This is a genomic window from Halorientalis brevis (genome assembly GCF_042678165.1).
GTDB classification, from domain to species: Archaea; Halobacteriota; Halobacteria; order Halobacteriales; family Haloarculaceae; genus Halorientalis; species Halorientalis brevis.
On record NZ_JBHUDJ010000002.1, the window covers coordinates 595054 to 613370 of the forward strand.

General features: G+C 67.4%; 21 protein-coding genes (1 of these 21 running past the window's edge). 8 read left to right on the plus strand and 13 right to left on the minus strand.

Annotation, left to right across the window (positions count from 1 at the left end; all coding sequences use genetic code 11):
- On the minus strand, nucleotides 1-2619 hold a 2619-nt coding region (alaS, locus tag ACFR9U_RS06740; RefSeq protein WP_379814008.1), incomplete at its 3' end, for an alanine--tRNA ligase.
- Nucleotides 2620-2798: 179 nt separating this feature from the next.
- Between alaS and ACFR9U_RS06745 the strand changes: the two genes are divergently transcribed.
- Nucleotides 2799-3311, plus strand: a complete 513-nt coding sequence (locus ACFR9U_RS06745; protein ID WP_247379216.1) for a TspO/MBR family protein — start codon at nucleotides 2799-2801, stop codon at nucleotides 3309-3311.
- Nucleotides 3312-3375: 64 nt separating this feature from the next.
- On the opposite strand, the gene ACFR9U_RS06750 is transcribed toward ACFR9U_RS06745, so the two are convergent.
- Nucleotides 3376-3540: a hypothetical protein gene (locus ACFR9U_RS06750; RefSeq protein ID WP_247379214.1), complete on the minus strand. Its 165-nt coding sequence runs from the start codon at nucleotides 3538-3540 to the stop codon at nucleotides 3376-3378.
- 201 nt (nucleotides 3541-3741) lie between these two features.
- Nucleotides 3742-4719, minus strand: a complete 978-nt coding sequence (locus tag ACFR9U_RS06755; protein WP_247379212.1) for a replication factor C small subunit — start codon at nucleotides 4717-4719, stop codon at nucleotides 3742-3744.
- Between the two features lie 140 nt (nucleotides 4720-4859).
- Here ACFR9U_RS06755 and samp2 point away from each other — a divergent pair, with 140 nt between their 5' ends.
- A complete protein-coding gene (gene samp2, locus ACFR9U_RS06760) occupies nucleotides 4860-5069 on the plus strand; it encodes a ubiquitin-like small modifier protein SAMP2 (protein ID WP_247379210.1) in 210 nt (69 codons plus the stop codon).
- A 55-nt stretch (nucleotides 5070-5124) separates the two neighbouring features.
- Nucleotides 5125-5475, plus strand: a complete 351-nt coding sequence (locus tag ACFR9U_RS06765) for a GNAT family N-acetyltransferase (RefSeq protein WP_247379208.1) — start codon at nucleotides 5125-5127, stop codon at nucleotides 5473-5475.
- On the opposite strand, the gene ACFR9U_RS06770 is transcribed toward ACFR9U_RS06765, so the two are convergent.
- The 4 genes from ACFR9U_RS06770 to larB form a co-directional block, all read right to left on the minus strand.
- Complete coding sequence (locus ACFR9U_RS06770) at nucleotides 5472-6845, minus strand: phosphoglucomutase/phosphomannomutase family protein (protein ID WP_247379206.1); 1374 nt, start codon at nucleotides 6843-6845, stop codon at nucleotides 5472-5474. The genes ACFR9U_RS06765 and ACFR9U_RS06770 overlap by 4 nt on opposite strands.
- 287 nt (nucleotides 6846-7132) lie before the next feature.
- A complete protein-coding gene (locus ACFR9U_RS06775; protein ID WP_247379204.1) occupies nucleotides 7133-7390 on the minus strand; it encodes a GIY-YIG nuclease family protein in 258 nt (85 codons plus the stop codon).
- Nucleotides 7391-7521: 131 nt separating this feature from the next.
- The gene (locus ACFR9U_RS21355) at nucleotides 7522-7668 is read right to left on the minus strand and encodes a DUF7563 family protein (protein WP_428222016.1); all 147 of its coding nucleotides are present in this window, start codon (nucleotides 7666-7668) and stop codon (nucleotides 7522-7524) included.
- Between the two features lie 132 nt (nucleotides 7669-7800).
- A complete protein-coding gene (larB, locus tag ACFR9U_RS06780) occupies nucleotides 7801-8577 on the minus strand; it encodes a nickel pincer cofactor biosynthesis protein LarB (RefSeq protein WP_247379202.1) in 777 nt (258 codons plus the stop codon).
- Between the two features lie 275 nt (nucleotides 8578-8852).
- Here larB and ACFR9U_RS06785 point away from each other — a divergent pair, with 275 nt between their 5' ends.
- Both ACFR9U_RS06785 and ACFR9U_RS06790 read left to right on the plus strand, forming a co-directional pair.
- Nucleotides 8853-9020: a DUF1931 domain-containing protein gene (locus tag ACFR9U_RS06785; RefSeq protein WP_247379200.1), complete on the plus strand. Its 168-nt coding sequence runs from the start codon at nucleotides 8853-8855 to the stop codon at nucleotides 9018-9020.
- Nucleotides 9021-9118: 98 nt separating this feature from the next.
- Nucleotides 9119-9472 carry a hypothetical protein gene (locus ACFR9U_RS06790; protein WP_247379198.1) on the plus strand — a complete coding sequence of 118 codons (354 nt, stop codon included), beginning with the start codon at nucleotides 9119-9121 and terminating at the stop codon, nucleotides 9470-9472.
- Between the two features lie 14 nt (nucleotides 9473-9486).
- On the opposite strand, the gene rpiA is transcribed toward ACFR9U_RS06790, so the two are convergent.
- Entirely contained in the window at nucleotides 9487-10170 is a 684-nt protein-coding gene (gene rpiA, locus ACFR9U_RS06795; RefSeq protein ID WP_247379195.1) for a ribose-5-phosphate isomerase RpiA, read from the minus strand.
- 81 nt (nucleotides 10171-10251) lie between these two features.
- On the opposite strand from rpiA, the gene glmM reads away from it, so the two are divergent.
- Nucleotides 10252-11559, plus strand: a complete 1308-nt coding sequence (glmM, locus tag ACFR9U_RS06800) for a phosphoglucosamine mutase (RefSeq protein WP_247379193.1) — start codon at nucleotides 10252-10254, stop codon at nucleotides 11557-11559.
- 79 nt (nucleotides 11560-11638) lie between these two features.
- Here the strand turns inward: glmM and ACFR9U_RS21360 are convergent, their stop codons facing one another.
- Complete coding sequence (locus tag ACFR9U_RS21360) at nucleotides 11639-11797, minus strand: DUF7563 family protein (RefSeq protein WP_428222015.1); 159 nt, start codon at nucleotides 11795-11797, stop codon at nucleotides 11639-11641.
- 240 nt (nucleotides 11798-12037) lie between these two features.
- Here ACFR9U_RS21360 and ACFR9U_RS06805 point away from each other — a divergent pair, with 240 nt between their 5' ends.
- Complete coding sequence (locus ACFR9U_RS06805; RefSeq protein ID WP_247379191.1) at nucleotides 12038-12736, plus strand: SDR family NAD(P)-dependent oxidoreductase; 699 nt, start codon at nucleotides 12038-12040, stop codon at nucleotides 12734-12736.
- 384 nt (nucleotides 12737-13120) lie between these two features.
- Entirely contained in the window at nucleotides 13121-14020 is a 900-nt protein-coding gene (locus ACFR9U_RS06810) for a DUF2238 domain-containing protein (RefSeq protein ID WP_379814015.1), read from the plus strand.
- 30 nt (nucleotides 14021-14050) lie between these two features.
- Here ACFR9U_RS06810 and ACFR9U_RS06815 read toward each other — a convergent pair whose 3' ends face one another.
- The 4 genes from ACFR9U_RS06815 to ACFR9U_RS06830 form a co-directional block, all read right to left on the minus strand.
- Nucleotides 14051-15184, minus strand: a complete 1134-nt coding sequence (locus ACFR9U_RS06815) for an ORC1-type DNA replication protein (RefSeq protein ID WP_247379187.1) — start codon at nucleotides 15182-15184, stop codon at nucleotides 14051-14053.
- Nucleotides 15185-15258: 74 nt separating this feature from the next.
- Nucleotides 15259-15816: a hypothetical protein gene (locus tag ACFR9U_RS06820; protein ID WP_247379185.1), complete on the minus strand. Its 558-nt coding sequence runs from the start codon at nucleotides 15814-15816 to the stop codon at nucleotides 15259-15261.
- A gap of 26 nt (nucleotides 15817-15842) precedes the next feature.
- Nucleotides 15843-17921, minus strand: a complete 2079-nt coding sequence (locus ACFR9U_RS06825) for a helix-hairpin-helix domain-containing protein (protein WP_247379183.1) — start codon at nucleotides 17919-17921, stop codon at nucleotides 15843-15845.
- Between the two features lie 46 nt (nucleotides 17922-17967).
- A protein-coding gene (locus ACFR9U_RS06830) for a MinD/ParA family ATP-binding protein (protein WP_379814017.1) crosses the window boundary here: on the minus strand, nucleotides 17968-18317 show its end. The gene runs 412 nt beyond the window's last position; only the last 350 of its 762 coding nucleotides appear in the window; the start codon falls outside the window, past its right edge; it ends in the stop codon at nucleotides 17968-17970.

The window sequence follows — 18317 nt, forward strand, 5'->3', positions numbered from 1 at the left end:
GTCGTCCGGGACGGCGACGACGAACTGCGCGCCGTCGACGCCGCTGCCGATGACTGAAATCTTCCCTTCGTCGACGATGGCGTTGGCCGTCGCCCGGAGTTCGTCCATGTCGGCGTCGAGGCGCTGGATCACGGCGGTCGTGCCGCCGACGTCGACCTCTTCGCCCGCGTCCGATCCAGCCGCGCGGACTTCCGCGAGTTCCTCTTTGAGCTCCTCGATGGTTTTGCCTCGCTCTTTCCACTCGGTGAAGAAGCGCTCGGCCGTCTCGGGGACGTCCGGCGGACTCACGTCGAGGATCTCTGCGGCCTCGGTGAGGAAGTCTTCGGTCTCCTGGGTGGCCTCGATGGCGGCGTCGCCGGCCGCGAAGGTGATGCGTTCGACGCCGTCCTGGATGCGCTCGGTGCCCAGAATCTTGATGGCGCCGATATCGCCGGTGCGGGAGACGTGGGTCCCACCGCAGGCCTGCACGTCCTCGTCGACGTAGATGAGGCGAATCTGCTCACCCGGCGGGATGCCACCCTGGTAGAGGTCGAACCCGTGTTCGGCCTCGGCTTCGTTTCTGTGGGGCCACTCCTGGCTGACCGTGCTGTTGTCCATGACGATCTCGTTGGCCAGGTGTTCGATCTCCTTGACCTCCTCGCGCGAGATCGGTTCGTAGTGGCGCACGTCCAGCCGGGCGCTGTCGGTGTGTTTCTGGGCACCGGCCTGTCGGATGTGCTCGCCCAGGACCTGTCGGGCGGCGTAGCCGACGACGTGGGTCGCGGTGTGGTGGCGCATCAACTGCCGGCGGCGCTTGGCGTCGACCTGGCCGCGGACGAACTCGCCCTTGCCGGGGTCCTCGTCGGTCCGGTGGAGGATCACGCCTTCGGTGATCTGGACGTCGGTCACTTCGGCGGTGACGTCGTCCGTCGAGAGCGTCCCGTGGTCTGCGGGCTGGCCACCGCCCTCCGGGTAGAACATCGTCTGGTCGAGCGCCACGTCGTACTCGCCGCCCTCGCGCTCGAAGACGTCTAGTACTACTGCCTCGAAGTCCGTCCGCTGCTGGTCCTCGTAGTACAGCCGGTCGGTGTCGGGCAACTCGGCGATGCGGTCGGCGTACGGCTCTTCCTCGTCGTCCTCGAAGGCCTGGCCGCCGCCGTGGCGCTCTGCCACGAGGGAGTAGAAGTCGTCGGGGATGGCCACGTCGACGCCCTTCTCGGCGGCGATCTCCTCGACCATGTCCGGCTGGATGCCGTGGGAGTCGTACAGCTCGATGAGTTCGCTCGTGGGGATCGGGTCGCCTTTCTGGGCGTACTCGTCGGCGAGCTGGCGAACCCGGCGACCGCCGCGGTCCAGCGTCTCGCGGTACCGCTCGACTTCCGTCCGGACGATGTCGCGGATGGTGTCCCGGTTCGTGTAACCGAGCCGTTCGGCCTGCATGTCGACGAGTTCGTCCAGCGGCGCGTCGACGCCGACGTTGTCACACAGCCGTTTCGTACGCCGGAGGACCATCCGGGCGAGATAGCCCGTCCCGACGTTCGAGGGGACGATGCCGTCGCCGAGCATGTACGCCAGCGCGCGGCAGTGGTCCGAGATGGCGTAGATGTCTTCGAGGGGTTCGACGAGGTCGCGCAGTTCCGCGGTGGAGACGCCGACCTGGTCGGCGATGTTGTCGCGGGCGGCCTCCACGTCGTCGACGTCGTCGATGTCGAGGTTGCCCGAGAGCCGCGCGGCGTCGTGGATGATCGACTCTTCCTCGTCGGTGTGGTCGATGCCGACGTTGTCCTTGAGGAAGTCGATCATCTCGGGATAGATGGCCTCGTAGACGGTCGGGGTGCCCTGGCTCATCCAGGTCCACCGCTCCAGCCCGTAGCCCGTGTCGACGATGTACGTGTCCATCGGGCTGTAGCGGTTGCCGTCTTTCATCTCGTACTCGCCCTCGGGGTCCTGTTCCATGGACATGAAGACGAGCGTGGCCAGCTCGGCACCGCGGTAGATGACCTCGATCGCCGGGCCGGCGTTGCCGCCGCCGACCCACGGGTCCTCGATGTACGTGATCTCGTCGAGATCCGCACCGAGCGACGCGAACAGTTCGTCGCAGTAGCGGACCGTGTCGTCTTTCCAGTAGACCTCGCCCTCGTAGGCGTACTGGTCGGGGTCCTCGATGTCTTCGCGCGCGTTGAACGCGTGATGGGCCATCATCTCGAAGGCCATCGTGTGCCGGCCGGTCTTCCCGACGTTGTCGATGTCCTGCATCCGGATGCAGGGCTGGGAGATCGTGAGGGGATTGGCCGGCGGCGGCGTCTCACCCGAGGTGACCAGCGGCTGGAAGTCGTAGATCGACGCCTGCGTGAGCAGGACGTCGTCGCGCCAGCGGTTGGCTGCGACCGGATATGGCTCGATGCGCTCGTGACCGTTCTCCTCGAAGAAGGAGAGGAACGCCTCGCGCATCTCCTCCAAGGTGTACTCCTCTTCGAAGCCGGGGTTGTCGATGAAGCTGTACTCAGCACAGGGCGGTTCGCCGCAAGTCTGTCGGTCCCCGTCCCGCGTCCAGAAATGAGCCCCACACTCCGAGCATTCCAGTCGATGGAAGCCCTCGTCCTCGAAGTACTGGAGCTGGTACTCCTCCTCTAAGCTCATTCGTTGGTCTATTGTCGCCTATCGGAGCCTAAAACAGTTCCGAACAGTCGAAGCGTTGTCGCACCTGGTCCGTCTCGTCGCCCCGGTCGAACGTATCGCCGCCGTCGCTGTCCGGTCCTCGCGGCCATCTCTCGGGAACCCACGCCAGCGTTCTTGGCCCTGCACCACGACGTTCACGTATGGCGAGTGTCTCCCGTGACGCTGACGCGCCACTCCCGAATCGGCGACCGCTCGGCTCGCTCGCGCTCGCGATCCTCGTCTGCGAACTCGTCGGTGCCTCGGGTAACCTCCTCTCGGGGTCGGGGGTCACGTCCTGGTATCCTTCCCTGACGAAACCCGCGTTCACGCCGCCGAGCTGGGTGTTCGCGCCCGTCTGGACGGCGCTGTTCGCCCTGCTCGGCGTGGCCGCCTGGCTGGTCTGGCGCGTCGGCCTGGACGACCGACGCGTCCGGGTCGCACTGGGTCTGTTCGCCGCCCAGTACGTCGTCCAGGTCGCCTGGTCGGGCGTCTTCTTCGGGCTGCGCGATCCCTTCGGCGGTCTGGTGATCATCGCCGTCCTCTGGGTCGGGATCGTCGCCACCCTGGCCGCCTTCGCCAGGATCGACCGCCGCGCGGCGCTGCTGCTCGTGCCGTATCTCGCGTGGGTCAGTTTCGCCGCGGTGTTGAACTACGAACTCTGGCGGCTGAACTGACGGGGACCGACGGCGAGCGCCGCGGCTACCGGACCGGGAAACCGTGAGAAGGTCGGGTGGTCGTTCAGGACAGATCCGGAACGAGCGGTGCGTCGGCCTCGTCGCGGTGGTAGCGGGAGCGTCCCGACGATTCGGCTACCGCAACGATGCCACCGTCTGCGCGAAGCATCTTGTTAGACATGTCTGGCACCATCGGGTCGATTTCGTCGGGTCGAGGCCTGTTCGTCATTGGATTTCGTCCTCATTCCCTTCGTCGATGCGGACCATAATAAACCTTCATGATTTATAGTGATATGACGTTCGGCCAGTCAGAAGTGAATATATATCAGCCTTTCTCCTCTCAGGCGCTACATTACTGCCGGGATACGATATTCCTGGCCGCAAAATTAGAAAATCCGAAACTTATAAAAATAGCAACAACTGTCGCGAATCAGTCGTCGAGCGCGAGTGAGGCGAGCAGCGCTTCGAGTTGGATGCGTTCGTTCGCACCCTCTGTGATGCGGTAGTCGGCTTCGCCGATGCGGTCGAGCAGCTTCACCGCGGCGCGGTCGTCGAGATCGAACTCCCAGACCGAGCGGTGGAGCTGGTCGATGACGTCGCCGCCGGCGATCCCCTCGTCGGTGAGCAACTCGTCCAGCGTCGCCTTGGCGGCCAGAAAGTCGCCCTCCAGGGCCTCGGTGACCATCTCCTTGATCTCCTCGGGGCGGGCGGTCGAGGTGATGGCGTAGACGGCGTCCTCGTCGACGACCTCGCCCGTGACGGCGGCGGCCTGGAGCCCGTTGATCGCTTTGCGCATGTCGCCGCTGGCGGCGTAGACGAGCGCGTCGACGCCGTCGTCGGTCACCTCGATGTCCTCGTTCTCGGCGATGATTCGGACCTGTTCCTCGACGGCGTCGTCGCTGAGCGGCGAGAACCGGAAGACCGCACACCGCGACTGGATCGGGTCGATGATCTGACTGGAGTAGTTACACGAGAGGATGAAGCGGACGTTGTTCGAGAACTCCTCCATGGTTCGGCGGAGCGCCGACTGGGCGTCGGAGGTCAGCGAGTCGGCCTCGTCTAAGAAGATGATGCGGTAGTTCGACCCACCGAAGGAGGAGCGCGCGAAGTTCTTGATGCGGTCGCGGACGACGTCGATCCCGCGCTGGTCGGAGGCGTTGAGTTCGAGGAAGTGCTCTTGCCAGTCCTCGCCGTACAGTTCGCGGGCGATGGCTTGTGCTGAGGTGGTCTTGCCAATTCCGGCCTGTCCACTGAACATGAGGTGGGGCAGGTCGTTCCGGGCGACGTAGCTTTTGAGGCGCTCGGTGATGGTCTCCTGTCCGACGATGTCGTCGAGCGTCTCCGGGCGGTACTTCTCGATCCAGATCTCGTCCCGCCTGGCCCGCGACTCTGTGTCGGCCTCGCTCATGTCCGGTGACAGGCGGGGGCGAGTCTTAAACGGTCCGGGACGGGTGCGTCGGCTCCTGGCGTTCGGTCTCGGTGCCGTCCCGACGTGCTACCCAGGCACGGCGTCGACACGCTCAAGGCCGCGAACAGCGAACTCCACGTATGGTCACGGTTGAAGTCGTCGGCGAGGACACCTACGAGGTCGACGTCGGCGCACTCGACGGGTCCGAGCCCACGTACGCGGATCTGCTCGCGGCCGTCGATTACAGTCCGCACGAGGTGTCGGTGATGGTCGACGGGGTGCCAGTGCCGGAGGACCGCCCCGTCGAAGCCGACCACGTCCGCGTCCTCCGGCTCATCCAGGGCGGGTGACCAGAGGTAACAGATGCACGTTCAGGAAGCCACATCGGACGATCGACCCGCCGTCATGACGGTCTTCGACAGCGCGATGCTCGAAACGGACGCCGAGACCGTCAGCGAGGCCATCGACCGCGGTGACCTGCTGCTCGCGGTCGAGGGGGACCGCATCCTCGGCGCGTGTCTCCTCGCTGGTGAGGAGATCGAGGCCGTCGCCGTCCGGCAGAAGCGCCGCGACCAGGGCATCGCCACCGCGCTCGTCGAGGCCGCCGCAGCCGACCGTGAGCGACTCGTCGCCGAGTTCGACCGCCGAGTGCGCCCGTTCTGGGATTCTCTCGGGTTCGCCGTCGAACCGCTGGGCGGCGGCGACCGCTATCGGGGCGTGCTGGAGACCGCCGAAACCGACGTGGAGACCAGTTAGACCAGCGGTTCGACCAGCCCGCGACCCGCGACGAGGAGGTTCTCGACGCGTTCGGCGCTCGTGGCCTCGGCGTAGACGCGGAGCTTCGGTTCCGTGCCGCTGGGCCTGACGAGCAGCCAGGAGCCGTCCGCGAGGAAGATTTTGAACCCGTCGACGTCGTTGACGCGCTCGACGGCCGTGCCCGCGATCTCGTCGGGGAGCGCGCCGTCGAGGTCGGCGATGACTGGTGCTTTCCGGTCGTCCGGGCAGTCCACGCTGATGCGGTCCTGGTGAATCTCGCCGTGTTCGGCCTCGAGCTCGCGAACCCGCTCGTCGAGGTGACGGTCGGCCGTGGCGGCGGCCGCCAGCAGCGCCACGATGACGCCGTCCTTGTTGCGGACGTGACCGCGGACGCCGAAGCCGCCGCTCTCCTCGCCGCCCATCAGCGCGTCGTTGTCGGCCATCGCCTCGGCGACCCACTTGAAGCCGACCGGCGTCTCGTACACCAGTTCGTCGTGGGCCTCCGCGACCCGGTCGACGATGCTGCTGGTCGAGACCGTCCGCACCGCGGCCCCCTCGTGGCCGCCGAGGAGGAAGTCGTAGACGGCGGCGAAAAAGAGGCTGGCGTCGAGGAAGCCACGGTCCGGCGTGACGACGCCGATGCGGTCGGCGTCCCCGTCGTTGGCGATGCCGAGGTCCGCGTCCCCGGTCTGGACGCGCTCGACGAGGTCGCCGAGTCGTTCCGCGCTCGGCTCGGGCGACCCGCCGCCGAACTCGGGATCGGTGTCACAGCGCAGGCGCTCGACATCCGCGCCCGCGGCGTCCAGGATTCGGTCGGTCACGTCTCGGCCGCTGCCGTGCATCGCGTCGTAGGCCACCGTCAGCCCGTCGAGGTCCGCCGAGACGAATTCGAGTGCGTGGTCGACGTACGGCTCGACGAGGTCTTCCTCGCGGACGACGCCGAACTCGCTCTCGTCGATGGGATCCGGCTCGGCCAGGTTCGACTCGATGGCGTCGGTGACGGCGGCCGGTGCCGGCGCGCCGTCCTCGGGGATGAACTTCACGCCGTTGTACTCCGGCGGGTTGTGCGAGGCGGTCACCTGGAGCGCCCCTGCGAGGTCCCGCTCGCGGACCGTCCAGGCGACGACTGGCGTCGGGGTGTCCCGCTCGGGGAGCAGGACGTCGAAGCCGTTCGCACAGAGTACGCGGGCCAGTTCCTCGGCGAAGCCTCTGGAGTGTTCGCGGGCGTCGTAGCCGACTGCAACCGTCCCCGTGTTGCCTTCCGCGCGGAGATACGTTGCGACGGCCTGCCCGACGATCCGGACGCGGCGGTCGGTGAACGTCTCCAGCGTCGCCCGCCACCCGTCGGTCCCGAACGCGATTTCGTCCATACTCTCTGTCCCCGTCCCCAGGTGAAAAACCTCCCGTCACTGACCACTTTTTACAAACGGGGGTGTCCTCGACCCTGACGGGCCTGCGGGAACCCCCGTTTCCAAAACCTGGACTAAAACTTGCTCCAGACTCGCTACGCTCGTCTGGAGTGAACCGCGCTCGCTGGCTCGCGGTTCCACCGCTCGCCTTGCCGAGGCGCTCCCGTCGGTCGCGCCTCGCTTCGCTCGCGCGGATGCTGGTGTACTCACTGCACAGCAACTCCAGACAAACCGATAAGTTACGGCTTCTACTCCCGCTCGCTGTCTACCACCCGCTCTTTCTCAGCACGAGAGAGCTGTTTGATCTCGTACTCGCGGCTCATCGCCGCCGATTTCGTCTCGTAGGACTCGACGTGAATGCACTCGACTGGCGTGCGCCCGCGCGTGTACTTCGCGCCCTCGCCGGCGTCGTGTTCCGCGACGCGTCGCTCGACGTCGGTCGTGTAGCCGGTGTAGAGCGTGTCGTCGGCACAGCGCAGCACGTACACGTAGTGACCGTCGCTCACACCTGGACGCAGACGGGACCGGACCGTGAGTGTTCCGTCCGACCGGCCGACGGCCGGTCCGTGGATGCGCGTCGTATCATGAGGGGCTTCGCGTGGTGGTTATCCCACGATTCGTGTCGGAACGGTGGCACTCATGCCTTGGCGCGCTCGCGGGCGACCTCGGCGATGCCAGCGTTCGCCGAGCAGCTTGGGCAGGCGTGGACCCGTCCGAATTCGTCCGCGAAGACCCGAGCGAACTGCTCGGACACGTGCGCGCTACAGTGGTTGCACTTTGGCATTGGGCTCTGCCGGCAGGGACGCTGCCGACGCTGATCTGTAAGCAGTGAGTGGATAAATAGACGGTACCGAACCTGTTGGGTGTCCCCCGCACGCCTCCTCGAATCCGGTGATGTTGCCGGTTTTCTCGGCGTTCAGGCAGGGTCCGCGTCCCACGCCGCGTCGACTGCACGGGCGATCAGCGCGGCCTGTGCCCCGGCGGTGAAGCCGGCGTCGACGTTGACGGCGGTCAGGGCCGTACAGGACTGTAACATGCCAAGGAGTGCGGCCTCGCCCTCGCCGCCGTACCCGTAGCCCGTCGAGACCGGGAGGCCGATGATCGGTGTGTCGACGAGGCCAGCGACGACCGTCGGGAGCGCGCCCTCCCGACCAGCCGCGACGATGAGCACGTCGTACTCGCGTAACTCTTCCAGCCGGTCGAGCAGGCGGGCGATGCCGGCGACGCCGACGTCGTCCACGCGCTCGACGCTCGCGCCCATCTCCCGGGCGATGATCGCGGCTTCGCCCGCCGGGATGGCGTCGGAGGTGCCGGCGGTGACGATCCCGACCGTGGCGGCGAGACTGGGGCGCTCGAACGCGGGCGTGTGGGCGACCAGCATCCGAGCGCGCTCGTCGTAGTCGACGGTGACGTCAGCGTGTTCTCTCCCCAGGTGGTCACGGACTGCCGTCACGTGGTCGGCGGTCAGCCGGGTAGCGATGGCTCGTCCGGTCGTCTCGACGGCAGTCGTCGCGAGATCGGCGACCTCCGTCGGCGTCTTCCCGTCGGCGAGGATCGCCTCGGGCACGCCGGCCCGGGTCTCGCGAGCGGCGTCGAACCGCCCGCCCTCGCTCGACGCGTAGCCAGCCAGTTCCGCCTCCGCCTCGGCTGGCGAGAGGTCGCCGGCCGCGACTGCTTCGAGCAATTCGCGCATACCTCTCCTCGACGCTCGAAGTACTCTTACCCATCGCTTTTGGGCGTGACGACGAGTGCGCGCGAACCGCGCGGGGAGCGCGCGCGAGCGGTCTGCCGACCCCACAGAGCGCCCTCGAACTCTCCGAAAACGGATGATTGGCCGAATTGTTTAAATACTAGCCCTCCCCTTTAAGTGTGGAATGGCCGGTACAACCGCTCAAACCCCCGTGAATACCGGCGAGAAACCGCACAATCAGGAAAGTATATAAATCCCCCTCTGGAATGGCCGGGTGTATGGCAGACCTGATTGTCAAAGCCGCCGTGAAAGAAGCGCTCGATGACATGAACGTTGCCTCTGACTTCTACGACGCCCTCGACGACGAGGTCGCCGAGCTGCTCGATGACGCAGCGCGTCGTGCAGAGGAGAACGACCGAAAAACCGTTCAGCCCCGCGACCTATAAGCAGGGCTACCTTCTCAATATTTTTCGAGCCCAGTAGCGACTGCATCAGTCGATAGCGATATTTGCTTACAGTGACACCTTCTCGACGGGGGAAGGATATGCCAGAGTGGTTTCGCCCGAAGTTCGGCCTGTTGCTCGGTGGGTTTCCAGTCGTTCTGTTGTGGATCGTGGGTTTCAGAGACGGGCAGTTGCTCGTTCTGTTGGCACTCACCTGGGCACTCGGTGGGTGGCTTACTGCCCGTCAGTGGGAGGTCTGGAATGGGCAAGGGCCAGAGAAACTCTGGGGAATCCTCGCTGGGATCCTTCCATTCGCCGTCGGTAAATACGGTGTACACGGTGGACTCCCGCTGTCGAACGAGCAAGAGTATGCACTCCAGTTGCTGGTTTTCGGTGTCGGACTCACCGCAGTGGGACTCGGGGTCGAGATGGGGACGAGCGCTGAAAAATCCTGACTGAGACGCCGCCGCTAGTCGAACCGCTGGACCGTGACGTCGTCGGCACTCCCCACGTGTAGCTCGTCGGCCATCCCGACGAACAGCCCGTGTTCCACGACGCCCGGGATCGCCGAGAGCGTCGTCGCCAGCCCGACCGGATCGTCGATGGTGCCGAAGTCACAGTCCAGGACGAGATTGCCGTTGTCGGTCACGACCGGACCGTCCTTGCGTTCTGCGGCCCGGAGGTCGGGCTCGCCGCCGAGTTCGCTGATGCGGGCGGCCACCGGCGTGCGAGCGTCCGGGAGAACCTCGACCGGAACGGGCACGGACAGCGCGTCGGCCAGTTTCGAGTCGTCGACGACGATCACCAGCCGATCGGCGGCGTCGGCGACGAGTTTCTCGCGGGCGTGTGCCGCGCCGCCGCCCTTGACGAGGTCGCCGTTCGCGGCCTGATCCGCGCCGTCGATGGCGACGTCTGGACTGGCGTCGTCGAGCGTCGTCAGCGGGACGCCGACCTCGCGGGCGAGTTCCCGCGACTGGTAGGACGTCGGGATTCCCTGAACGTCCAACCCAGATTCGACGGCCTCGCCGAGTGCTCTGATCGCGTGTGCGGTCGTGCTCCCGGTGCCGAGGCCGACGACCGCTCCGTCCTCGACGACCGTCGCTGCCGACTCTCCAGCCTGCCGTTTCGCCGCCTCGCTCCCACCGCGTTTCATGGGCGAGGGAACCCCCTCGGTGGACAAAAGTACCGGGGAAAGAGCCGGATACTTTTCACCCCTTCACCCGTCGACTCGCGTATGTTCGGAACCAGCGGTATTCGCGGGCCAGTGGGGGAAGACGTCACTGCCGACCTGGCGCTCCGGGTGGGGCGCGCCGTCGGTATCGACGCTGATCGCGTGGTCGTCGGTCGCGATCCGCGCGAGAGCGGTCAACTACTCGTCGACGCCCTCACTGCAGGGCTCCGCGAGTCCGGCACCGACGTGCTGGACCTCGGGATCGCGGCCACGCCGACGGTCGCCCGTGCCGTGGGCTGGGAGGACGCCGACGCGGGTGTCTCCGTCACTGCCTCGCACAACCCGCCGCAGGACAACGGCCTCAAACTCTGGCAGCCCAGCGGCCAGGCCTTCGACGAGTCGCGTCGGGAGACGATCAGCGAACGCATCCAAACTGACGCTGCCGACCTCCAGAACTGGACCGGACTGGGCGACCGCGAGTCGGCCGACGCCCACGAACGGCACGTCCAGGCGCTCGTCGACGCCGTGGACGTGGACGAGGATCTCTCGGTCGTCGTCGACGTCGGCAACGGGGCCGGCGGCGTGACGGTCGACGCCCTCCAGCGACTCGGCTGCGAGGTCGAGACGCTGAACGCCCAACCGGACGGCTCGTTCCCGGGTCGTCCCTCGGAGCCGACCGCCGAGAACTGCACGTCGCTGGCCGCGCTGGTCGCCGAGTCAGACGCCGATCTCGGGATCGCCCACGACGGCGACGCCGACCGGATGCGCGCCGTGGCCGGTGACGGAACCTACCTCTCGGGAGACGTCACGCTGGCGTTGTTCGCCAGGGCAGCCGCCAGCGAGGGCGAACAGGTCGCCGCGCCGGTGGACACGAGCCTCGCGGTCGACGACTACCTGGCCGAGGGCGGCGTCGAGGTCACTCGGACGAAGGTCGGCGACGTCTACGTGGCCGAGCGCGTGGCCGACCGGGGCGTCGCGTTCGGCGGCGAGCCCAGCGGGGCCTGGATCTGGCCCGACGCGACGCTCTGTCCGGACGGGCCGCTTGCGGCCTGTCGGCTGGCCGAACTCGCGAGTGAGCGACCGCTGTCGGCACGGACGGCCGCCGTCGACACCTACCCCATCCGCAGAGACAGCGTCGAGGTCGCGGACAAGGCGGCGGTGATGGAGCGCGTCAGCGACCGCGTCCACGAGACGTACGACGACGTGTCGACGCTGGACGGCGTCCGCGTGGACCTCGGCGACGGCTGGTTCCTCCTGCGTGCCAGCGGGACCCAACCGCTGGTCCGCATCACGGCCGAAGCCCGCGAGCAATCGCGAGCCGACGACGTGTTCGCGGAAGCGCAGTCGCTGCTGGAGACGGCACTCGACTGACGCGACAGTGGTGACTCGGTCGGTGGGTGCGCCGAAAAATCAGTAGATGAGAGACGAGAGGTGGGGGAGCCCTCTTTCGTTACCCGCGTCGCGTCGACCGCGCCTGTCGGACGTCGGCGCCGTCGCGAATCTTGTCTTCGCACTGCGGGCAGACTCGTGGTTTCTGGATGCCGTTCGGTGTAAAGACACGTGCATATGCGGCCGTCACAAAAGCGCCGCAGTTCTGACATTCCGGCATACAAGTGTTGAATAGGAAGGGGGTGTCTTAACTTTGGGTGGTGTGCGTAAGACCTTCTCAACCACGCACCCCTGCGACGCGGTTCACGCGCTCTCCGGCCGGTTACTCTCGGCAACGATTTCCGGGTTTCTCGCCGTGGTGAGCGATCTCCCGGGCCGTATTCGCTCGCGCGCGGACAGGTATTATATCTGATATAGTGTCCACATCGGTCTTTTGTCGGTGGCGCTCGCACGTCGAGACATGACACGGACTGTCGTCGTCGCCGGTGTCGGTCCCGGGCTCGGAGAATCGATCGCTCGCAAGTTCGCGACCGAGGGCTGTCGAGTCGGTTTGTTCGCCCGCTCGGAGTCGTATCTCACGGCGCTGGCGGCCGAGCTGTCCGAGACTGCCGGCGACGCGCTGGCGGTGCCGACGGACCTGGCAGATCCCGACGCCATCGCTGCCGGGTTCGAGCAGGTCCGCGAGTCGTTCGGTCCGGTCGACGTGCTCGTCAACCACGCCAGTGCAGCGCCCTGGAAGGGACTCGAAGCCGTCACCGACGCGGAGTTCGACCGGGCGCTCGACGTCGGCCCCCGAGCGGCGCTGCACTGCTCGCAGGAAGCCGTCGCAGATATGCGCGAACACGACGGGGGAACCATCATCTTCACTGGCGCGACCACGTCGGTCCGCGGGCGAGAGAACGCCATCGGGTTCTCGGCGGCCAAGTTCGCCTGCCGCGGGATGGCCGAATCGATGGCTCGGGAACTCGGTCCCGAGGGGATTCACGTGGCCCACGTCGTGCTCGACGGGCAGGTTCGCCCGCCGGACCAGCAGGTCGCGTCGCCCGAGGACTACCTCGACCCCGACGCCGTCGCCGAGAACTACTGGCACCTCGTCCAGCAGGATCGCTCGGCCTGGACGCTGGAACTGGATCTCAGACCGCACGTCGAGGCGTTCTGATCCCGGTCGCACGCGCGACGAATCAGAAGGCCAATACATCGCCCCGGCGTGACTGGCGACTGTGACGACGATCGAGGAGTTCGTTCGGGGCGAGCGGCTCAACGCAGTCGTGGGGTGGATGGCAGTGCTGACGTGTCTGCTCGTCGTCGGGCTCGAATTGCGGGCGGGGGAGACGCTCGTGCCGGTGTTCGCGCTCGGCTGCGTCGTCGCGGTCGTGCTCCCGGCGGTCGTCCGCCGCGATCCGTCCGCGATGCTGCCCTGGGAACTGCTCGTCGTCCTCGTCGGCTTCCTCCTCGCTCGAGCGGCCAGTGTGGCCGTCCCGCTTTCGGGATACGGCGTCGTCGCGGCGCTGGCCCTGGCCGTCGCCGTCGACNNNACTTCGACGTGCTCACGCCCGTCGACATGACGCCCTGGTTCAGCGTCGGGTTCGTGACCGTGACCACCATGGCCATCGCGGCGCTGTGGGGAATCACGCAGTACGCGATCGACGCCGTCGCCGGGACGACCCACCTCGCCAGCAACGCCGACCTGATGTGGGACCTGCTCGCCGCGACGGTCGTCGGGGTCGCCGCCGGCGTGACGTTCGAGGCGTACCTGCGACGCGTCGGCCGATTGGCGGCCCCCGAACCGACTGCGCCGAGCGACGACACGGCACGACAGGACCGCGTCCCGCTCTCGGCGTCGCGGCTGCGGTACGTCGTCAGGGGAATGCAGGCCACCCTGCTCGCAGTTACCGTCTACGGCGTCGCGACCGTCGACCTCGCGGTCGTGAGCAACGCGGGAATCGCACTCGGCGTCACGTTCGTGCCGACGGTCGTCGGCCGGCGGTACGGCCGGTCGGTTAGCGCCGGACTGGCGCTGTGGATCACCGCTGCGGCGTTCCTCCACGCGATCGGCCTCCTGGGACCGTACGGGTCGGTCGGCTGGTACGATCAGGTCACCCACACCCTCTCGGCGTCGCTCGTCGCCGGCGTCGGGTACGCGATCGTCCGGGCGGTCGATCACTGGTCGACTGACGTCACCTTCACGCCGGCGTTTCGGGTGGTCTGTGTCGTCCTGTTCGTCCTGGCCGCTGGCGTCTGCTGGGAACTCGTCGAGTTCGGCGCCGGCGGGGCCGCGTCACTGCTCGGCCACGAGGCCGTTCTCGTCCAGTACGGGCTCCGAGACACGGTGCTTGATCTCGTCTTCGACGCCGTCGGCGCGCTCGCGGTCGCGCTGTGGGGGATCAGCTACTTCGACGGCGTGGCGGACCTCATTTCGGCGTCGCTCCGGGCGTCGAAGTGATCGAAAAAGAACTGCCCGCGAGTCGCGGCGTCACTCCAGCCGCTCTAACACCGCGTCGGGCTCGTAGTTCAGCGTCAACTCGCGGGAGCGCCCGCGCCCCTCGACTTCGGTGTAGGTGGCGTCGATGATTCCCAGTCTGTCGAGTTTGTTGATGATCTCCGAGTAGCGCGTGTAGCCCAGGTCGGTCTGCTCGTGGAACGCCTCGTAGACGTCGCCCGCCTGTTCGCCCGAGTGCTCGGCGATGACCGCGGCCAGGGCGGCCTCGCTGTCGGAGAGCCCCCGGAGCGCCCGCGAGAGGTGGATGTACTTGGCCTTGTCGTAGGCCTTCTCGACGTCCTCTTTGCTCACGGATTTGGCCGCGCGCATCTCGGCGTTCAGGCCGGCGCGGCGCAACAGGTCGATCCCGACGCGGAGGTCGCCGTTGCTCTCGGCAGTGAGTTCGGCTACCCGGTCGAGCACGGGTGCCGAGACGACGCCCTCGTGGAACCCGCGGTCGACCCGCTCGCCGAGGATGTCGACGATCTCGGGTTCATCGTACTTCGGGAAGTACACCTCTTCGGGGCGGAACACCGACTGGACGCGCCCGTCGAGTTCCTCGATCACGTCCAGGTCCAGGTCCGAGGAGATGCAGATGACGCCGATCTTCGCGCCGGCGTGTTCCTCGTGGGCGCGCAGGAGCGAGTACAGCGTGTCGGAGGCCTCGTTCTCGTAGAAGAGGTAGTTCACGTCGTCGAGCGCGACGACGAGCACCTGCTCCTGTTCGACGAGGCGGTCGGTGACCTGCTCGAACAGACGCTTGAACGAGATGCCCGAGGATGGCGGTTCGTAGTCGAAGATGCCCTCGAACAACCTGGAAAAGACCGAGTAGCGCGTGCCGTTGACCTGGCAGTTGACCCGAACCGCCTGAACGTCCCGCGTCTGGGCGCGCAACTCGCTGAACAGTTTCTGGACTGCCGTGGTCTTGCCGGTCCCGGGCGGCCCGCGGGCGATGACGTTCAGCGGCCGCGATCCGCGAACCGCCGGGCGCAGTGAGTACTTCAGGCTCTCCATCTGGGAGTCCCGGTGGTGGAACGTCTCCGGGAGATAGTCGATCTCGAAGACGTGCTCGTTGCGGAACACGGATTCGTCCCACCCGAGCATCCCCTCCTCGGGGTCGTCGGCCATTTCACTTTCACCGAGCCTCCGAGCCCACTTAACCCCTTGGGCAGCGCCCGTTCACCCCCGTCGTGATCGGCCCGTCACCCCTCGGCGACCACCGTCACACCGCTGGCAAGCAGGGCCGTCCAGACGACTGACGCCATCACGCCGACGGCGACAGCACTCCACTCCAGCCACACCGGTGCAGACCCGCCCCAGAGCCCGTTCGCGACGACGATGACGCCGCCGTACAGCACGATCAGCGGGAGTGCCAGGAGTCCGCCGGCCAGCCGCGCGAGGGAATCGAGTGGCGCCGGGATCGTCGCCACGGCAGAGAGGCCGACGTATCCGACCACGCCACCGAGCAGCGCGGCAAACACCAATCGCGCCGTCGGTCGCGGTTCAAGTACGGCCCGCACAACCGGATGGTCACCAGCCCGACTCGCCTGGAGTGTCGGGACCGCCGCGGCGGCAAGGAGATAGCTCCCCAGGAGTGCTCCCACCGCGACTGCGACCGTCCAGCCGACGGCTGTCCCGCCGCTCCGGCCGACGTCTGGACGGTTCACCTCGCGGAACAAAAACCACAGCGCGGGACTGGCGAAGACGATCGTGGGGACGAGGAGGGCGCTCCGGGGGCGGAGGCGGTCGAGCGGAACCATATCGGTGATATCACACCGCTGAACAATCAGTCCTGGGACGCCTCGAACTTCGTCAGCAACCGCTCGTAGAAGTCTGCTTTGTCCGCCCCGTCGGCCTCGTCGTCGGCGAGTTTCTCGACGATCAACTCGGGCGTCGACCGCGCCAGCGTCCCCTTGACCGGCGAGCGGTTCACCTTGAGGTCGCCGTCTTCGAGGCCGACGGCCTGGATGCCGTCGACCTGGATGTCGGTGCTGGCCGCCTCGCGGATCTCTCGTGCCAGATGGGAGACGAACACGGCGGTCGCGCCCCGCTCGTCGAGCGCTTCGAGGATGCCCGCCATGATCTTCGCGCTCGCGCCCGGCTCCGTGATCGACTCCAGTTCGTCCACGAGGACGAGCTTCCGGGCGGCCGTGCCCCCGTCGGCCTCGGCACTTTCGCTCACGGCTTCGCCGTTCGCTGTCTCCGAGGCGCTCCGCGCCTCGCCCCCGACGCCCGTCACGAGATCGCCGAACTCTCGCAGCGTGGACTCGAACGCGCCGGCGTCGAGCGTGCCCTGTGTCTTGGCGTGGTAGTGCAGTTCCGCGACGCGTTCGATCTCGACTTCGTCGGCGGGCACGGGCAGTCCCATGTGGGAGAGGACGATCACGAGCGCGACCAGGTCGAGCGTCGAGGTCTTCCCCCCGCTGTTGACTCCCGAGAGCAGCGTCACGCCGTCGACGCCGTACTCGACCGGTTCGACCTCGGCGAAGGGGACGTCCAGTAGCGGCGAGCGCCCGCCCTCGATCTCGAACCCGTCCCCGCGGAACTCGGGCATCGTACACTCGAAGTCGCTGGCGAAGCGCGCGACGGCCAACTCGACGTCGAGTTCGAGCGCCGCGTCGACCAGCGCCCGTGCGTCCTCACGGGCGTCGGCCAGGTCGTCGGCCAACTCGCGCTTGAGCCGCGTCGCCCGCCGGTCTCGCGCGGCGGTCAACTCTTCGCGCAGTCGGCTGACGACCGACTCCTCGTGTTCGACGGGAAACGTGGGCTCGTCCGGGAACGCCCGTCGGGCGATGGCCTCGGTGTCGCGCAACCCCAGCGCGTCGACGAGGTGGTCGCGGGCCGCCTCGACGGCGTCGGCGTACTCGTCGGCGAGTTCCCGCTGGAGCAGCGAGTCCACGCCCGCGCCGCGCTCGACCAGCGAGAGTAGGTCCGACCCCTCGATGGTCACGTCCTGCTCCTCGATGGCCTCTCGGAGCCGGTCGTTGGCCACCGACTCGGCGGTCGAAACCGCCGCGTCGATGTCGTCGACGGCGTTCGTCAGGCGATCGAGTTCCTCGTCGCCTTTGACCGTCCCGTCGGGTTCGAGGCGCGCGAGCGCCGCTTCGAGCGAGTCGAGATCGCAGGGGGCGTCGAGACCGGCCGCCTGATGCACTGCGACGGCAGCCCGTATCCGGTCGCGGTTGCGCGCGAAGAACGTCAGCACGCGCTCGGGGACGACCTCCTCGGGGTTTTCCAGTGCGTTCGGGCTCACGCGGACGTCGCCCTCGACGTCGACGCCGGAGAACGACTCGTCCAAGACGATCACGGTCGCGTAGCCGCGGGCGAGTTCGGATATCTTCCGGGCGTCGTCGACGAGTTCGACGCTCACCTCGGGGATCGCCTCCTGTGCCTCGGCGTAGGTCTCGGCGTCGCCGGTCGCGAGACAGCGGTCCCGAACGTGCAGGTCACCGGGCGTTTCGAGCGGTTCGACGGCCGCCAGCGCGTCCAGCACGTCGTCGTCCACGTCGCGGTCCATCGCCGCGGCGGCGAACGCGCGGACCTCCTCGATGCGGGACTCGGCGGCGCTCGGGTACAGCGTCTCCAGCCGGCTGGCGGCGTAGTCGGTGACGGTGCGGTCCTGGAGCAGCGCGAGCGCGTCCTGGTAGAGCTCGCGGGCGCGTCCGGTGCCCAGAAACCCGCCGGGGTCGTCGTGTTCCTCGCGGATGGCCGCGCGGGCGATGCGGGCGGCGCGACCCTCGGAGATGCCCGGTGCTCGGGCGATCGCCGCGACGTCTCCGTTCCGCAGCGCGCGCTCGGGGTCGTCGAGTTGCGCCAGTTGCTCGGCGGTCTTCGTCCCGACCCCCGGGATCGCTTCGAGGTCCATCGGATAGCGGTCAGTATCTCGCCCTGCGACAAAAGCGTTCGCGCCTTTACGGCGAGGCCGTCTCCTCCCGTTCGACCCCATCTTCAGTGCCTCTGTCGTCCGATTCTTCCGTTTCCGGGGTCGAATCCTCCGGGATGACGCCCTGGGCGTCGACTGCCGGGAGACTCGCTGCGAGCGTGCGATAGGCCCCCGCCGCGTCGCTGTTCGGTTCGCTCGCCGTAACCGGGCCGCCCGTTCGGTGCGCTGGCACGACGGCCAGCACGTCGGCGTCGAGTCCCGCCACGGCGTCGGGCGCGGTTCCAGACTCGTCTTTGGTCACCGCTGCCCCGACCGTCGGACAGTCGGCGTCGGCTGCCATGGTCGCCGTTCTATTCGCGTCCGCGATGGCCACGTCGT

Bases quoted from the DNA above. Each gene is read 5' to 3' on its own strand.
- glmM (WP_247379193.1), top strand. From the start codon at position 10,252: ATGTTCGGAACCAGCGGTATTCGCGGGCCAGTGGGGGAAGACGTCACT.
- ACFR9U_RS06750 (WP_247379214.1), bottom strand. From the start codon at position 3,540: ATGACGAACAGGCCTCGACCCGACGAAATCGACCCGATGGTGCCAGAC.
- ACFR9U_RS06820 (WP_247379185.1), bottom strand. From the start codon at position 15,816: ATGGTTCCGCTCGACCGCCTCCGCCCCCGGAGCGCCCTCCTCGTCCCC.
- ACFR9U_RS06825 (WP_247379183.1), bottom strand. From the start codon at position 17,921: ATGGACCTCGAAGCGATCCCGGGGGTCGGGACGAAGACCGCCGAGCAA.
- ACFR9U_RS06785 (WP_247379200.1), top strand. From the start codon at position 8,853: ATGGCAGACCTGATTGTCAAAGCCGCCGTGAAAGAAGCGCTCGATGAC.
- ACFR9U_RS06805 (WP_247379191.1), top strand. From the start codon at position 12,038: ATGACACGGACTGTCGTCGTCGCCGGTGTCGGTCCCGGGCTCGGAGAA.
- ACFR9U_RS06815 (WP_247379187.1), bottom strand. From the start codon at position 15,184: ATGGCCGACGACCCCGAGGAGGGGATGCTCGGGTGGGACGAATCCGTG.
- larB (WP_247379202.1), bottom strand. From the start codon at position 8,577: ATGCGCGAATTGCTCGAAGCAGTCGCGGCCGGCGACCTCTCGCCAGCC.
- ACFR9U_RS06745 (WP_247379216.1), top strand. From the start codon at position 2,799: ATGGCGAGTGTCTCCCGTGACGCTGACGCGCCACTCCCGAATCGGCGA.
- ACFR9U_RS06755 (WP_247379212.1), bottom strand. From the start codon at position 4,719: ATGAGCGAGGCCGACACAGAGTCGCGGGCCAGGCGGGACGAGATCTGG.
- ACFR9U_RS06790 (WP_247379198.1), top strand. From the start codon at position 9,119: ATGCCAGAGTGGTTTCGCCCGAAGTTCGGCCTGTTGCTCGGTGGGTTT.
- rpiA (WP_247379195.1), bottom strand. From the start codon at position 10,170: ATGAAACGCGGTGGGAGCGAGGCGGCGAAACGGCAGGCTGGAGAGTCG.
- ACFR9U_RS21355 (WP_428222016.1), bottom strand. From the start codon at position 7,668: ATGCCAAAGTGCAACCACTGTAGCGCGCACGTGTCCGAGCAGTTCGCT.
- ACFR9U_RS06770 (WP_247379206.1), bottom strand. From the start codon at position 6,845: ATGGACGAAATCGCGTTCGGGACCGACGGGTGGCGGGCGACGCTGGAG.
- ACFR9U_RS21360 (WP_428222015.1), bottom strand. From the start codon at position 11,797: ATGCCGGAATGTCAGAACTGCGGCGCTTTTGTGACGGCCGCATATGCA.
- samp2 (WP_247379210.1), top strand. From the start codon at position 4,860: ATGGTCACGGTTGAAGTCGTCGGCGAGGACACCTACGAGGTCGACGTC.
- ACFR9U_RS06765 (WP_247379208.1), top strand. From the start codon at position 5,125: ATGACGGTCTTCGACAGCGCGATGCTCGAAACGGACGCCGAGACCGTC.